The organism is Enterococcus sp. AZ177, from assembly GCF_050544585.1.
In the GTDB taxonomy this organism is placed as follows: Bacteria; Bacillota; Bacilli; order Lactobacillales; family Enterococcaceae; genus Enterococcus_L; species Enterococcus_L plantarum.
This window is the reverse complement of sequence record NZ_CP172944.1, coordinates 2239644-2256368: the sequence shown is the minus strand read 5'-3', so window position 1 is coordinate 2256368 and position 16725 is coordinate 2239644. Positions and strand designations below refer to the sequence as shown.

Sequence of the window (16725 nt, the reverse complement as noted above, 5' to 3'; positions counted from 1 at the left end):
GATTTTAAAAATGAGTAAGCACGTCGTTATTTTAGGCGCTGGCTATGCCGGTTTAAGAGCGCTACATGAATTACAAAAAGGAGACAACGAATTAAAAATCACATTGGTCGATCAAAATGATTACCACTTTGAAGCAACGGATATCCATGAAGTTGCAGCAGGAATTCAAACGTCAGAAAGAATTACCTATCCAATTAAAGATGTTGTAAAATCTGCTTGCACGACATTTGTACAAGGAACTGTAGAAACAATTGATAGTGAAAACCAACTCGTTCATTTGAAAGATCAAGCAGCGATTTCTTACGATTATTTGATCGTAGCATTAGGCTATGAATCAGAGTCATTTGGGATTCCTGGTGTTGAAGAATTTTCATTAAAAATGGTCGATATTCCAACATCAGAAAAAGTCTATCAACATCTAACGGAACAAATGGAAGCATACAAAGAAACGAAAGACGAAAATTGTCTGAAAATCGTTGTCTGTGGAGCTGGTTTTACAGGAATCGAATTATTAGGGTCATTACATGAAGGAAAGAAAAAACTAGCTACTATTGCTGGCGTTGAACCTGAAAAAATTCAATTATATTGCGTTGAAGCAGTGACACGTTTATTGCCAATGTTTAGTGAAAAACTTGGGGGTTACGGGATTGATCATTTGAAAAAATGGGGTGTCAATTTCTTAGTTGGAAAACCAATCAAAGAAATCAAACAAGATACTGTTGTGTATTTAGATAATCAAGAAACAAATGAATTGAATGAACTAAACGCTAAAACAATTATTTGGACGACGGGAGTAAGTGGTAGCCATGTAGTGGGTGATTCTGGTTTTGCAGCAAAACGCGGACGAGTGATGGTTCAATCAGATCTAACGGATGCAAATCATAGTAATGTCTATATCATTGGGGACTGTTCTGCTGTGATGGATAAAGAATCGAACCGTCCGTATCCAACAACTGCGCAAATTTCACTTAAAATGGGTGAGCATGCAGGTAAGAATATCAAAGCACAACTAAAAGGTGAACCAACGAAAGAATTTACCTTTAAATCACTTGGTTCTGTTGCCTCAATCGGTAATAGCCATGCCTTCGGTGAAGTTGGAAAAATGGAAGTTAAAGGCTATCCAGCATCAGTGATCAAAAAAGTAATCATGGATCGTTCATTATTCGAAACAGGCGGCATCAAAGAAATGTTAGCGAAGGGTCGTTTTGATTTTTACCGTTAACAGTTGGAATAACAAGAAGCGCTAGGAAAGATTATAGTAGAGCGTTGTTTTGAAATAACAGAAAGTCAACGGTAGATGGAAGTTGACCAAAGCAAATACTTGAAGTACAAATCTGGAGCGAAATAATAGATTCGGGTAAGATCCGTTAGCGTCTTTTGAGTGGAAATTATTTTTTAATTTCAATTTGGGTGGTACCGCGTATAGGTTGCGGCTGAGACAAAAGCGCTTGTTTCCAAAGGAAGTTGCTTTTTCTCGCTATTATACGTCCCTGACAGTCTATTTGTGATTGTCAGGGATTTTTTGTATGCAATAATTAAATTTTTAAAAAGAATGAGGATCGTAAATGAAGAAAGAATTAAGTGTAAAAGAAGCATTAGTTGTATTTTTGGCCCTTTTATTGATTATCAGTATTTGTGTGATTGGTGTCGGGATGAGTCCAATTTTTCCCGTATTGTGTGCATTGGGTTTATTGATTGGTTGGAGTAAATGGCGAGGAGCATCATGGGATAAAATCCATGAAGGAATCATAGAAGGTGTAAAAACAGGTATTGTACCAATGATTATTTTTATTCTGATTGGCGCTTTGATTGCGGTTTGGATCGCCAGTGGTGTTATTCCAACGATGATGTATGCAGGTTTTTCAGTTATCAGCACAACAATCTTTTTGCCTTCGGCCTTTGTCAGTTGCGCAGTGGTTGGAATTTCGATTGGGAGTGCTTTTACAACCGTTTCAACGATTGGCTTAGCGTTGATGGGGATGGGGATTTCGATGGGATTCAACTCTGCTATTTTAGCAGGAGCGATCATTTCAGGAGCTGTTTTTGGGGATAAAATGTCTCCTCTATCAGATACGACGAATTTAGCATCAGCAGTTGCTGGAGCAGATTTATTTAAACATATTAAAAATATGATGTGGACAACGGTCCCAGCTTTTATTATATCATTTATCCTTTATGCAATTATTGGGTTTCAAACAGAAATTGGCCAAACAGAAATTAAAACAACGCAATTTTTAGATGTCTTACAGGATAATTTTGCTATCAGTTGGTGGGCGCTTCTACCGATTTTGTTACTTGTTCTTTGCTCAATCAAACGTGTTCCAGCAATTGCTTCATTACTAGTCACGATTTTACTTTCCAGTGTGATGTATATGGTTCAGACAAAAAATGTTGATTTAAAACAATTGAGTTCGATTTTAGAAAATGGGTTTGTATCAAAAACAGGGATGGAACAAATCGATGCCTTATTAACTCGTGGCGGTATCCAAAGTATGATGTGGTCTGTTTCATTGATTTTATTGACTTTATCCTTAGGTGGTTTGCTGATGAAAATGGATGTGATTACTGTTTTGATGGCGCCGCTGGCGGATAAATTAAAGTCAACAGGGAGTTTAGTTGCGGCAACAGTTTTCAGCGGTGCTTTGGCGAACGTGATGATTGGCGAACAATATTTATCGATCATTTTACCGGGACGGGCGTTTAAAGAAAGTTATGATAAAGCTGGACTTGAACCAGAAGTATTATCTAGAGCCTTGGAAGATTCAGGAACGGTTCTAAACTCATTGATTCCTTGGGGAGTAAGCGGGGTATTCATGGCAAGTACACTACAAGTTTCTACATTAAGTTATGCACCATTTAGTTTCTTTATAGTATTCTGTCCTATTTTATCGATCCTTTCTGGGCTAACTGGTATTGGGATACCTAAAAAAAGGATCACCACACGAAAGTAAGTAGAAAAATAGAAACTAAAACATTAAAATTTTAAGAGAAACAATGGGGGTACTTTTGTTCGGCTCGTTTTTTAGGTATAATGGATACTGATTGAAAAGAGGGATGTTAGATGGCACAAAAAAGGAAAAGTGCAAAAAAGAAAAAAACAAAAAAACAGCAACAACAGCAAGAGCATCTTAATTTCATTTTTCTCGGTATCTTTTTTATCTTCTTCGGATTATTTGGACTTTTAAAATTAGGATTTCTTGGCACTTTGATTGCCAATGGTTTACGTGTGGTTATAGGAAATACATTTCCAGTGGCAGCTATATTACTGATGCTTTACGGGCTTTCTCTAGTTATTTTTGGGAAAGAGTTTCCTATCAAAAAAAGTCGACCGATGATCGGTGGTGTATTTGTTTACTTGGGTGTGGTGCTATTTTTGCATGCGTATATGTTTCGTAATGTAGGAACGCAAACGCCAGATATTATAGGAACAACATGGGAATTTCTTAGAATGGATTTAAAGGCCAGTACTGTGGCTCAAAATGTCGGTGGTGGTATGATCGGTGCTGCAATGTATAGCGTGACGTTCTTTTTAGTTGCACAATTTGGTAGCTATCTAATTGCTGCTTTATTGATTGCATTAGGCCTATTTTTAATGAGTATGCTTGATTTTCAGCAAGTAATGAACGGATTGCAAAGCATTCGGGAAATGCTTAGTGGGCTAACGGCTAGAAGTGCAGAGCGTCAAGCTGAAAAAGAAGCCAAACGAGCTGAAAAACGTGCGGCGAAACAGGCTGAAGTGGAGAAACGTGCTCAAGAACGTCTAAAAAATGAGGTAAGAGAATTAACTCCAGGTGAAAAATTAGCCCAAAAAGCAAGGGAGCAAGAAGAAAAAGAAGCACAGGAACCAGAGCAACTGACACTTGTGCCAATCGACAGTTTCCAAAGCCAAGCTGAAACACAGCCTGTCCAACAAAAAACTATTGTCGAATCTGAAATGGATGAAGGCGGCGAATTAAACTTTGAAATTTCTGAAGAAGCGGAAGATCGTGATTATGAACTCCCACCTTCAACACTATTAGATTCGATTCCATCTGCGGATCAAAGTGGAGAGTACCAAAAAATCGAAAAAAATATTGGGGTGTTAGAACAAACATTCAAAAGTTTTGGTGTTGATGCTAAAGTAGTCAAAGCAAGTCTTGGACCTGCTGTTACAAAATTTGAAATTCAACCAGCAGTTGGGGTGAAGGTGAGCAAAGTCGTTAGTCTAACAGATGATATTGCTTTAGCGCTTGCTGCAAAAGATGTACGGATGGAAGCACCAATTCCTGGGAAATCTCTGATTGGAATCGAAGTACCAAATAGCACTGTAAGTACAGTTTCATTTAGAGATATCATTGAAGCACAACCAAGTCATCCAGATAAATTGTTGGAAGTACCACTTGGACGAGATATTTCTGGGATGGTTCAATCAGCTGATTTAGCTAAAATGCCTCATTTACTGATTGCAGGCTCAACCGGTAGTGGGAAGTCTGTTGCAATCAATGGGATTATCTCCAGTATCTTAATGAGAGCCAAGCCACACGAAGTGAAATTAATGATGATCGATCCAAAAATGGTTGAGCTGAATGTCTATAATGGGATTCCACATCTGTTGACACCAGTCGTAACAAATCCACGAAAAGCTGCACAAGCATTGCAAAAAGTCGTGCAGGAAATGGAATTCCGTTATGAAAAATTTGCCGCTACTGGGGTTCGAAATATTTCTGGTTACAATGAGTTAGTCATTCAAAAAAATTTAGAAGACGGTGAAAATCGTCCGATCTTGCCATTTATTGTAGTCATCGTTGATGAGTTAGCAGATTTGATGATGGTTGCTAGCAATGAAGTAGAAGATGCTATCATTCGTTTAGCGCAAATGGCTCGTGCTGCTGGAATTCATATGATTTTGGCAACACAACGTCCAAGTGTGGACGTTATCACAGGAATCATCAAGGCGAATGTTCCTTCTAGAATGGCATTTGCTGTTTCAAGTGGAACGGATTCACGGACTATCATTGATAGTAATGGAGCAGAAAAGCTTCTGGGTCGAGGAGACATGTTGTTCTTGCCAATGGGTGAAAATAAACCGATCCGTGTGCAAGGCGCGTTTATTTCCGATCATGAGGTTGAACGAATCGTGGCCTTTGTCACAGAACAACAGGAAGCAGACTATCAAGAAAGTATGATGCCAACAGAAGAAGAGAACACTGGTGGTAGTAGCGAAGCATCACAAGATGAACTGTATGAAGAAGCGAAAGCTTTAGTCGTAGAAATGCAGACAGCAAGTATATCCTTACTGCAAAGACGCTTTAGAATCGGGTATAATCGTGCAGCACGTTTAGTGGATGAATTAGAAGATCATGGTGTAATTGGACCGTCTGAAGGGAGTAAACCAAGAAAAGTTTTTCTTGAACCAGTACCAGAAGATATGCCGATAGATCATGATTCAGAGTGAAAATAAGTATGAATAAAAAATAGAGTGAGCTGAAAAGCTGGCTCCATTTTTTTGATCGATTAATGATGTATCTTTTGTGTAGACTACTTTTTAAATTCGTTTTCCATAAATGGAATCTTTGGTATAATGTATGAAATACTATCGTTTGGATAGATGAAAAGTTGAATTAAATGGCAAATACGATTAGAATGAGGATAATCTAACGGAATAACGAATAAACTAAAATAAAACGATAGACTAAATAAAGAGTATAAGGATGGATCACATGAGAAGAAAAAGCGTATTGTATTTAGACGTAGCAGATCAAATCAAATCAGATATCATGAATGGTACCTATCCCGTAGGGTCATTATTACCAACAGAGGCTGAACTTGAGCAGCTGTTTGATGTAAGTAAAATCACAGTTCGTCGTGCAATCGAGTTATTATCGTCAGAAGAATTAGTGGAGAAAAAAAGCGGTAAGGGAACTACTGTGTTGAGTAATCGTCCTTACAATAAATTGTCTAAAGCGGGAACCTTTACAGAATATTTAAATGAGTCTGGACAAAAAGTAGCTAAGAAAATTTTGAATTTGGAAAAAGTAACGTTAGCACCTGATTCTCCAGTGTATCAATCTCTAGGTGAGCATGCAGTAAAAGTTTCGCGTTTATATACACTAGATGAGCAACCGTACATCTACTTTAACTATTTTTTACCGAGTAGTTTAGCAGATGTACCTTTAGAAGATTTTGAAAAGGAATCATTGTATCGACTAATGGATCAACACGGCATCGAGATCATCAAGTTCGAAGATAGCTTCCAAACCATTGAATTAACAAAACAACAACAAGAAATTCTAGCTACATCTGAAAAGAATGGATTAAAACGTATTAGAAAATCTATTGGGCTATCAGAGGAAATCGTTGAGTTTTCAGAAGCCATTTATAATACCGCTCTTTATCCGTATGTGATTGAATATGAAGCCTAATAACAAGTGTTAACGGAGCTTAAATCTGCTGAGCAAAATACAGGGATCAACGAGTAAATACCATTAAAATAAGAGCTTTTTATCAATGTTTTTGATAAAAAGCTCTTATTTAGTTATCGTGTATTGAATAATCATCCGATAGTTAGTAAGAAATCTCTTTTTTCTAGACGGAATAGAATACATCCAAAACGATAAACCGATTATCCTAATTGCTCATGATTAGAATAACCGGTTTTTGAATCTTTTTTATCTTAGAGTATTTAAAACATTACTCTATGTTATAGTTGTAAATGGCATAATTCTCTCTTAATAATAACTTGAATAAATGAAAAATTGTTCTTTTTGTTACAAGTATATAGATTTCTTGTTTTATAATTTATATCATTTTTGTTATTTTATTTTTGACTGAATGAAATAATTCGGATAGGTTAGTTCGTTAAAAATAACTTTATGTAATCAAATGATTACGTTTCATATTTTTACTTAAAACATGAAATCTCTTAACTAGAAACAGTATATCCCTTTGAAATCAGTAAATCAAGAGTTTTTTTAAATGGAAATTCTCAATTTTTAGCATATTAATATAAAAAAATGAGAATTTCGTTTATCATGTTGTTAAATAACCTAGGTTAATCAAGGTTGTTTTTTAAAGCCGTCAATTGCGCCGTCAAAATTTACAGAAAAGGATTTGATTTTTTGGCTAAAGGAGAAAATATTTATAAACGAAAAGATGGTAGATGGGAAGGTCGATACCCAAAAGCAAGAAAGACTGATGGTTCAATTCATTATGGGTATGTTTATGCATATTCTTATCGTTCTGTGAAAGAACAACTATTTGAGAAAAAAGTTCAAACAAGTATGTTCTATTCCAAAAGCAAAAAAGAATTTCACGGAACATTTGGAGATTGGACTAAGATTTGGATGACCTCTATTATGGCGCCAAAGATAAAAGAAAGTACCTTTGCAAGTTACAAGAACAAAATGGATCTACATATTTTACCTTTATTAGAGCACCGACCACTGCAGAAAATTGGTTTAAACGATATTGATCAAGTAATCAATCAATTATCTAACAAGTTATCAGCAAGCTCGGTTCATGTCATCTTTCGTATAGTCAAAAGCTGCCTTGAAGCAGCAAAGGAACGTGGCTATATCTCCTCCAATCCATGTGAAGGAGTGATTCTACCAAAAGTTAAAAAAGAAAAAGTTCGTGCGCTCACGCGAGCAGAGCACAAGGCAATCGAACTGGAAAGTTTGAAAACGAAAAGAGGACTTCCTATATTAATAGCCTTAGAAACCGGAATGCGTATTGGTGAAATATGTGCCTTAAAATGGGACGACATTGATTTCGATTCTTCTATTATTCATGTTAGTAGAACGAAACAAAGAATCTGTTTGCCTGATGACTCTGGAAATAAAACCCAAATTATTGAAACAGCACCAAAAACACCAAACTCCAATCGTTTTATTCCACTTTCCTTAAAATTAAAAAAAGCACTGCTACAGTGGAAAGATGAATCTCAGTCATCATTCGTTATTACAAATAAGGGACACGCCATTGAACCGAGGACAGTCAGTTATCGATTTGATCAGATAAAAAGTCAACTTGGATTGACAGATATATCGTTCCACTCATTGAGGCATACATTTGCCACTAGATGTGTAGAACTCGGGGTAAATATTGCTGCCATTAGTTCTCTGTTAGGTCATTCATCTATAAAATTGACATTAGATACGTACACCAGTTCATTTTTAGAAGAAAACCGCATAGCTATTCAAAAATTAGATAAATTAACGTTTTAAATTGAGTAGGATAAAGCAAATCTATTTTTTATATAGAAGCTAACATTCCTTACTCGACAACAGTGTTGAACATAAACAGAGCTTTTTTTATTTTTCCCGCCGTCATTTCCGCCGTCAGATCATGTTTTTTTTCATATAGGACAAGAGATTTAGCTGTTTTTCATATTTTAAGTAAAAATATGAAACAAGGAGAGACCTATTTAATGTATACATTAGGAATAATCATGTTGGACTATTCTTTTGATTTAGAAATGAGCGAGAAACTTCATTCCTATGGGTTTGAATCAAAAGAAATCAAAAAAATGGACCAATTAAGTGAAGTTGATGGGATTTTAATAAATGTAAATCAAAAAATAAACAATCATACAATCAAAGGGTTAGAGTGGTTGACTAATTTGAAGAAAGAAAAGTGTGGCGTTCCAATATGGTTGTATACAGATACTCCTATGACACCGATTGAACGGAAGTTGTGTCTTCATTTAGGGGCTAACGGTATTCTTGTTAGGGATAGCGAAGAAGAAGAGAATGACTTTATTATAATGAAAAATATATTAGGGTGTCTCGTTCAGCCAGAAAACTCATCGTTGGTCATTCTAAATAAAGAAGCACACAGTTTGTCATTTAATGGTCAGGAAGAAATTAGTTTTACACGATTGGAGTTTCAGGTGTTTTCTTTTCTTTATGATCATGCGGGTGAAGTTGTTACATATCAACAGATTTCCGATTATTTATGTAATGGAGAGCGGGAAGTCCAACAGTACCGTATCTCGAATATCATTTTTCTGATTCGGAAAAAATTAGGAGAAGAAGGAAAGGATTTAATTCGAACAATCCGAACGAAAGGGTTCCAATTAAATAAAATGCTTGTATAAACGGAGTGTTTGTAAATGCCTTGAATCGGGCTTTCTTTTCAAAATACCATATCTATTAGGAGTTGTTAAACGTGAGAAAAAAAATGAGTCTAGTCCTTTTGATTAGCTGTTTAGGTGTATTATGTCTAAATTTGTTTGGGAATACAAAGATTAATGCAGCGAATGAAACACTAGATAAAGAGTCATCAGTTTTCCAAAATGTTAGTTTATCAAAAATCGAGCAACAAACGGGCACTGTAGCGAAAAACTCGCTTAAAAACGGAGAATCAATTAATTATGATGATGTTTTTCAAGTGAAATACCATCTATCAATCCCCGATGAGATGAAGCTTACAAAGAATCAAACATTTACTACGAACCTTCCCTATCTTACCCCAAGCAGTAAAGAACCAGTTGAAGTAAAGGATAAAGACAAAAATATCTTAGGGAAATGGAAAATGATAACAGACGCTAAGGGGTCAAAGCGATTGTCGTTTCAAGTAAGTGATTTTTTCGTCGAATCAAAGAAACACGAAGCAGATATCGAATTTACTGCTCGTCTAGATTCTTCAATCACAAATAAAAAGCAGATAGTATCATTTAAATTTGAGACCAAGAAAGAATCCGATTTAGAATTAACGGTTTTAGAGGTTCCTTTCTTAGATGGTTCAACCGAAAAAGTAAACACTAAAATACCAGAAAAATCAATAGTAAAAGGTGACGAAAAAACTCGGTCTAAGAGAGCAACTGTGGTGTCACCAAGAACAAAAAATGCAACTGTGGAAAATAAAGCGGCTACCTATTCAATCAAGGTGTATACAATAGATAAAGAGGATCACAGCATACCTGTTAATGGGGTAATTGCGCTTTTTTCTTACGATAATCTATCAGAGGCAATAAGAATAGAGACGACAGTGAATGGTCAGCTTACATTTACTGATCTACCAGCTGGGAGGTATCGGGTTGCTGCTGGGGCAAGCCAAAGCGCTGGTTATTATGCACGTGTAGGAGTAGCAAATTATCATGAGTTCATTGTACCCTCTACTAATCAAACAGCTACTGTTGAATATTTGAGAGGTTGGGGAAGTGTTAGATTGACAAAGCAAGATGAGACAACTGGCGCTGTTCTTCCAGGAGCAGAATTTAAATTAGTAAAAAATAATCCAGATAATTCAATTGAAGTGGTGAAAGAAGGGATAGTTTCAACAAATAAAGGGATTGTTCAAGTTGATCAGCTTTTTGTAGGAAATTATTCATTCATTGAGACTAAAGCACCAGAGGGGTATATTCTTGATAGCACCCCGATAGTGGTTAGTCTCAAACATGAAATATTAGTGTATCCAGATCCTAAATCTAAACCACTTTGGACTCCTGAGAGCAAGAAAACTAAAACAAATAAAAAAGCAGATATAACAATGAGCAGTAGCACAGTTCCAACAAATTTAAATTTTGGAAAGACGAAAATTCAAAATTCTAGAAATGAAACATTCACTGCCACAGAGTATGGGTTTCCAACAGTTGGAAAAGTAGTGATTGATGATACGCGTTCCAATGGTGGCTGGACATTAAAAGTGAAGCAAAACTCAGATTTTGTTGCGACTGATGGTAGTCCTTTGGTGAATACAACGCTTGATGTTGCAATCGGTCGCGTAACGAATACAGCTTCTAATTTACCGAGTTATATAAGACAAGTCGTTTCGTTAAAAAGCGGGGTAGAAAATTCGATTGCTATAGCGAAAACGACAGAAGGAACAGGGAAAACAACGATTCCTTTGGATAAATTTTCGTTGACTGTTCCAAAAGAAACAACTAAGAAAATAAGTCAATATAATTCGTCGCTCACTTGGACACTTTCAGATGTTCCACAATAGATTCGATCAAATACGTTATCAAGCTTGAAAAAGCTTAATATAAAAAATATTTTTAGGGGGATTTTAAATGAAAAAGTTGATACATGCAACGTTATTATCTGGATTAGCATTAACTGCGATTGGGTTTTCCAATCAATCATTAGCTGTAGATAAAGACACGAAATCAACAAATGCAACAATTACCTATACAGAAGGGGATATGACGATTGATCCTGGAGATGGAAGTTTAGGCTCGGGTTTACCTGACAATTTAAACTTTGGTGCACACAAAATTCAAAATAAAACAGCCGAAAATTGGATAGCTACTGACAATGGAATGGAAGGTGGTCCAGTTACGACTGGTAAGCTGACAGTCAATGATGCTCGAGGAACCAAAGCAGGTTGGAGTGTGAAAGTGGTTCAAACATCTCAATTTACAGAAAAAGGTGGAACTGGACAATTAACGAATGCTGCATTAACTATCAAGACCGGTTCTGCGACGAATACAGGAGGAACAAGACCTACAAGTGGTAAAATCAATAATTCACTGACCTTAGTTCCTGGTGCTGGAGGAGAGCAATTGATATTTGGTGCTAAAGTAGCAACAGGTGATGGAATTTCAACATTAGAATTATCAAAATTCGAGCTGGCTGTACCAGTTGATACTGCTAGAAGAGCTGTAGAGTATCAATCTACATTGACTTGGACATTATCTGATACACCAGCACCATAAAAGAGTAACTAGATAAATTTTGAGAGGGATAACAATGAGTAGCAATCAAAAACGATTTAATTTTTTCGTTATAGGATTCGTTATCAGTTTATTTTTTGGCACAACTACAGTTGTTTACGCCACAATTGATGAAACATTTGCTGGATTTACAACAGATGCCAAATTACCTGATAATCAGTACACAAAAGAAGTCACTTATTTTGATTTGAAGATGATACCTAGTCAAAAACAAGAACTAGAAGTTATATTAACGAATGCTTCCTCTAAGGAGATTGTTGTTGTCCCTTCAATTAATCGTGCTCAAACAAATCGAGCAGGTGTAGTGACCTATTCGGTTAAAAGTGAAACAAACAATGCGGGTTTAACGTACAACATTGAAGATATTATAACCATTGCTGAAAAAGAGATCGTTTTAAAAGCCCATGAACAATATAAGCTAAAGTTGCAGGTGGAAATGCCAGAACAGCCATTTGAGGGTATTTTAGCTGGAGGATTATATTTATACAATAAAACAACAGCTAAAACAGAGGGGAACATAAAAAATCATTTTGCTAGAGAAATTGCCTTGATTCTGAGAACGACAGATAATAGTGAAGAAATACTCGGTGATTTAGCATTGACAAAGGTGCGTACGGATCAAGAAAATGCCAGAAATGTTATTAGTTTATTATTAGAGAACGCGCAACCAGCTTATTTATCAGCAGTGGACTTTAAAGGAAGCATAACAAAATCCGGCTCTCAAGAACCGCTGTTAACACTAGAAAAAAAGAATCTGTCGATTGCGCCAAATAGCACATTTGATTTACCGATTCCTCTAAATGGTGAGCCGTTTAAAGCTGGGAAGTATGAGTTTAAAGGTACAGCTACTCAAAAGGAAAGAGTCTGGCAATTTGACCAAAAATTTCAAATCACATCAGAAGAAGCCAAGAAATTAAACCAAAAAGATGTAAGTATCAAAAAAGAAACTATTTTTGAGAACCGTCTAGTTCTGATATTGATAGGTCTTCTAGTTTTGTTACTACTGATTCTAATCGTTTTACTTTTCCGTATATATAAAAAGAAACGTGCTAGAAGAAAACGGAAAGACCAACGAAGGAAAAAGAAGAAGCGAACGAAGGTGTTGAAAAAGTAGCTAAACAGAGAATCTACACAGAAAGGATTAGGATATGAAAAAATTAGTGTATATCATGGGTTTCATGCTCCTTTTTACCGTTTTATTAAGTTCGAACTATTCAGCAATGGCACAAGAGTACAATGGTCCCGCGAACATAACGACTGTTGGGGGAATACGCTTTTATGAAACAGACGATACAGAAACAACTACTACTTCTGATTCGTCTAATACAACAGAAACAGAGACTTATGAGAAACCAAAAGAGCTTTCGAGCAAACCGCGCTTTCCAAATACAGGAGAGACAAGTACGCGCTTTATACTTGTTATTGGTCTAGTATTCGTTTTTATAGCATTTGTAGGGTTGATGAACAAGAGAAGTAAGAAATAAACAATTCATTATGGGTTACTAAAGTATCAATACTTTAATAATAAAAAAAGTTTTTTAAGGAGAGATTGACAATGAAATTGACAAAATTAGTAATGAGCGGTGCCGCCTTGGCCACAATAGTAGGAATTGGGGCGTTAAATGCAGATGCAGCAACTTATAAAGACGCTACAAATGCCGCAACAAATGGGAATATTAGCTTTACGGATGATGGAACAAATAATATTCCAGATCCAGAAAATCCTGATAAACCAACGAATCCAGTTGATCCGACAGATCCAGATAATCCAGATAAACCAGGCGGCAATGAAAATCCAGGAGATTTAAAATTAGTTGTCGTGCCAGATTTTGATTTTGGCTCACAAAAAAAATCTAGTGGAGAAGTAACTGCGAATGCGAAAGTTGTTGCAGCATGGGATGAGAATAAAAATAAGGTTTATCGTGCACCATGGATCACGACGCATGATATGAGAACAGAACGCGATACGGGTTGGACTGTTTCAGTAACTTCAGGCCAATTTACATTGACTGGTGCGGGGAATCAAAACAAAGTAATCAATGGTGGCGAGATCGTATTGACAAATGCAAATTATGAAGGCTCAAGTACTACTAAACCAACCATTCATTCAAAAGCGGTTGGAAAAGACATTGCTACAGGATTAGTTTTAACACCTGGAACAGAAGTTTCAATAGCAAGTTCTGATTCGTCAGGAGCTCAAGGAATTGGTGATTATTCACTAGCATTAGGAACAAATGGTAACGGGACGTATAAAGCAGATTCAGTTACAGATGGCGTAACATTTAGAATGCCAGCGAAGACAGCTGTTGAAACAGGAGAATATCAAGCTGTATTAAATTGGGAATTAAAACCAATACTAATTCCTTTCGGATAATAAAATGAAATAGGAAAACTGAGGTATAGCTCTTTGAGTTGTACCTCAGATTTATAATGATTGAGTGGATGGTAGAATTACATGTTTTTTGAGGATACTCATTTACGTATTGCTCGTTATGGACTTTTATCTTAAACTCTAATTTCCAAGAAGGAGCAGTTAGATGCGTAAACTGAATAAATATATTTTATGCTTAGTAGGACTATGTTTGTTTCTTTTTTCAAGAAACGAAGGACACGCTGCGGAGTCAACGAAACAGGGAGGCACAGGAGCGGCTTTTTCTGTTGAGGCTATTTATCCTGAGAATCAGCAAAGAGGAGAAAGTGGTTACTATGATTTAAACGTCATACCAGGAAGTAAGCAAGAAATAAAAGCAAAAGTAAAGAATTATTCTGATCATACGATAGAGGTTTTTATTGACGTCACACGAGGAACTACTAGTGATGGTGGCGTTATTAGCTACAAAGAATTTGATAAAGAAAAAGATAGTAGCATGTTAATAGATATAAAAAAACTAGTACAGGTGAAGGAACCTATAGTGAAACTAGGCGCAAAAGAGAGTAAAGAAATAGTAGCTGAGTTAAGCGTACCAGAAGCTCCTTATGAAGGCCAATTATTAGGCGGACTTCACTTCTCAGAAAAGTATCAATCGTCTGAAGAAGACCAAAAGAAATCCGTGATCAATACTTTTTCTTATAGTCTTCCAATCATATTGACGGAATCAAGTACAAAAGCTGAAAATAAACTAGACTTGATTAAGGCAGAAGCAGGACAACGGAATTTTCATAATTTTATTGAAGCGATCCTACAAAATCAAGCACCTAGTATTATTCATAAAATGACAATTGATGGTAAAGTGATCGCTAAAAAGACGAATAAGGTAATCTATGCTCGAAAAGAAGATGCCTTTCAGATGGCACCTCATTCAACAGTAAGATTTGGTTTTGACATGAAAGACACTGAAATGATTGCTGGAAATTATGAAATTGTCATGAACGTGACAGCTGATAAACAGAAGTATGCGTTAAAAAAAGAATTCACGATTTCGAAAGAAGTGGCAAAGAAATTCAACGATGAATCTGTCTATTTACAAAAAGAAGATTCGAACCTTCTTTTATGGTTAATTATGGGAACTGGTGGCACCTTAATAGTCCTTATGTTGGCTATAATTATTTGGCGGAAACGAAAAAAGAGAAAACGTATTCAAAAAAGAAATGCAGCTAAACGTAAAAATAAAAAGAAAAGTAAAAAGAATAAAAAAGTAACTGAAGGATAATTATTTTAAAGGATGGTACAAAGGGAGACTATTTTTTAAAGAGAGAAACGCAATGATCCTGTGTTTTTCACTTGTAAATAATTAATCCTTATCAAAAAGTAATTAAAAATAAACAATTTACATGTTATTTTTTTAGTGGTACAATCAAAAAGGGGGTAAACAAAAAAATAAAAAGGGGATGGAAATGTATGGTATCAACAATAAGAAAGAAAATGCCGTTAATTATTTGTACTTTAATTGCTTGTTTTGCGTTACTTAGTATCAATTCAAGTGTGGCTTCAGCTGATGAAGGAAATTCGCTCACTAGAGCAGAAGGCAAATTAGTTCATGGCGTCTATACAGAATATTTTAGAAGAGATGGCATTAATTATATTCCAGTTGCAAGTCAATATGAAAATAGCAATTTAGATTTTGCTTGTAGTTTTAACAGAGAACCTTATCCAGGTATTAATCCGAATAATGGCTTTAGAGTAATTAAAACTGCCTATGTTAAACTAAGTGGTTCAGGTACTTACATGTTTATGACAAGTACTACTGGAAATACTCAAGTCTATATTGATGATGTTCTTGTTCAACCAACCTATCCATATGTTAATTTGCAAGCTGGTCAAATCATCAAGATCAAAGTCGTTAGTAATTTCCCAACGAATGCACAAAGTAAAGCTGGGCAATTCGTTACGGATTTTTATTGGAAATCTCCAGAAATTGGTCTTAATTTTCCAGCACAGCAAATTGCACAAGAATTGCTTTATACAACGCCCGATTTACAAGGTATAGATATCGTTGTTCCTGATACATTGGTTCATGGCGTTTATACAGAGTATGAAAGGCGTCAACCAATGGGGACTTTTATTCCTGTTGCAAGTCAATTTGAAGACGGTACACTTGATTTTAGGTGTCAATACAACAAGCAACCTTACCCAGGAATAGATCCTGCAGCGGGTTTCCGCGTGAAGAAAACAGCATACATTCAATTAAAAGATACTGGAACATACAGATTTTATTCTGCTAACAGTATTGTAATTCCACAAATCTATGTTAATGATGTACTTGTTCAAAATAGTTATCCAGTGTATCTTCAAGCGGGTCAGATTATCAAAGTGAAGGTAGTAGCAGCATTCCACAAGCCTTCTCCAAGTAATGGTTACAACTATGACTTGGCGTGGTCGACACCATCTAGTCCAGCTCCGTATAAACTAATTCCACAAGAATTACTTTATACAACACCAGACTTAAATGGCGTTTAAAAGAACCGAGTAGTAAATTGTTTACCCCTTTTAATACGTTATGATTCTAGAAATACGTAAAAGTAACAATGATAAAACCTCCCAAAGCTAAATATTTCCCCTTTCACGTGGTTTAATTCGGTAAGGATAAACCAAAAGAGAGAGAATATTTTATAGTTTTGGGAGATTTTTA

At 35.9% G+C, this 16725-nt stretch carries 13 protein-coding genes; all 13 read left to right on the top strand.

What is annotated here, in order from left to right; translation table 11 throughout:
- Nucleotides 1-10 precede the first annotated feature (10 nt).
- The 13 genes from IGJ34_RS11020 to IGJ34_RS10960 all read left to right on the top strand — a co-directional run bounded on the left by IGJ34_RS11020 (nucleotide 11) and on the right by IGJ34_RS10960 (nucleotide 16553).
- Nucleotides 11-1222 carry an NAD(P)/FAD-dependent oxidoreductase gene (locus IGJ34_RS11020; protein WP_111247249.1) on the top strand — a complete coding sequence of 404 codons (1212 nt, stop codon included), beginning with the start codon at nucleotides 11-13 and terminating at the stop codon, nucleotides 1220-1222.
- A gap of 343 nt (nucleotides 1223-1565) precedes the next feature.
- Nucleotides 1566-2951, top strand: coding sequence for a Na+/H+ antiporter NhaC (gene nhaC, locus IGJ34_RS11015; RefSeq protein ID WP_206837347.1), 1386 nt, complete (start codon nucleotides 1566-1568; stop codon nucleotides 2949-2951).
- A gap of 110 nt (nucleotides 2952-3061) precedes the next feature.
- A complete protein-coding gene (locus IGJ34_RS11010) occupies nucleotides 3062-5434 on the top strand; it encodes a DNA translocase FtsK (RefSeq protein ID WP_111247251.1) in 2373 nt (790 codons plus the stop codon).
- A gap of 265 nt (nucleotides 5435-5699) precedes the next feature.
- Nucleotides 5700-6401, top strand: a complete 702-nt coding sequence (locus tag IGJ34_RS11005; RefSeq protein ID WP_206849405.1) for a GntR family transcriptional regulator — start codon at nucleotides 5700-5702, stop codon at nucleotides 6399-6401.
- A 696-nt stretch (nucleotides 6402-7097) separates the two neighbouring features.
- The gene (locus tag IGJ34_RS11000) at nucleotides 7098-8204 is read left to right on the top strand and encodes a tyrosine-type recombinase/integrase (RefSeq protein WP_430597462.1); all 1107 of its coding nucleotides are present in this window, start codon (nucleotides 7098-7100) and stop codon (nucleotides 8202-8204) included.
- A 203-nt stretch (nucleotides 8205-8407) separates the two neighbouring features.
- Nucleotides 8408-9076, top strand: a complete 669-nt coding sequence (locus tag IGJ34_RS10995; RefSeq protein ID WP_206837354.1) for a winged helix-turn-helix domain-containing protein — start codon at nucleotides 8408-8410, stop codon at nucleotides 9074-9076.
- Between the two features lie 71 nt (nucleotides 9077-9147).
- Complete coding sequence (locus IGJ34_RS10990; protein ID WP_430597461.1) at nucleotides 9148-10926, top strand: MSCRAMM family protein; 1779 nt, start codon at nucleotides 9148-9150, stop codon at nucleotides 10924-10926.
- 67 nt (nucleotides 10927-10993) lie between these two features.
- Nucleotides 10994-11638 (top strand): WxL domain-containing protein, encoded by a 645-nt coding sequence (locus tag IGJ34_RS10985; protein WP_430597460.1) that lies wholly within the window; start codon nucleotides 10994-10996, stop codon nucleotides 11636-11638.
- A 34-nt stretch (nucleotides 11639-11672) separates the two neighbouring features.
- Nucleotides 11673-12770: a DUF916 and DUF3324 domain-containing protein gene (locus tag IGJ34_RS10980; RefSeq protein WP_430597459.1), complete on the top strand. Its 1098-nt coding sequence runs from the start codon at nucleotides 11673-11675 to the stop codon at nucleotides 12768-12770.
- Nucleotides 12771-12804: 34 nt separating this feature from the next.
- Nucleotides 12805-13140, top strand: coding sequence for an LPXTG cell wall anchor domain-containing protein (locus IGJ34_RS10975; RefSeq protein WP_206837364.1), 336 nt, complete (start codon nucleotides 12805-12807; stop codon nucleotides 13138-13140).
- 71 nt (nucleotides 13141-13211) lie between these two features.
- Entirely contained in the window at nucleotides 13212-14030 is an 819-nt protein-coding gene (locus tag IGJ34_RS10970) for a WxL domain-containing protein (RefSeq protein ID WP_206837367.1), read from the top strand.
- Nucleotides 14031-14193: 163 nt separating this feature from the next.
- The gene (locus IGJ34_RS10965) at nucleotides 14194-15306 is read left to right on the top strand and encodes a DUF916 and DUF3324 domain-containing protein (protein ID WP_430597458.1); all 1113 of its coding nucleotides are present in this window, start codon (nucleotides 14194-14196) and stop codon (nucleotides 15304-15306) included.
- Nucleotides 15307-15494: 188 nt separating this feature from the next.
- A complete protein-coding gene (locus tag IGJ34_RS10960) occupies nucleotides 15495-16553 on the top strand; it encodes a hypothetical protein (protein ID WP_430597457.1) in 1059 nt (352 codons plus the stop codon).
- Nucleotides 16554-16725 lie beyond the last annotated feature (172 nt).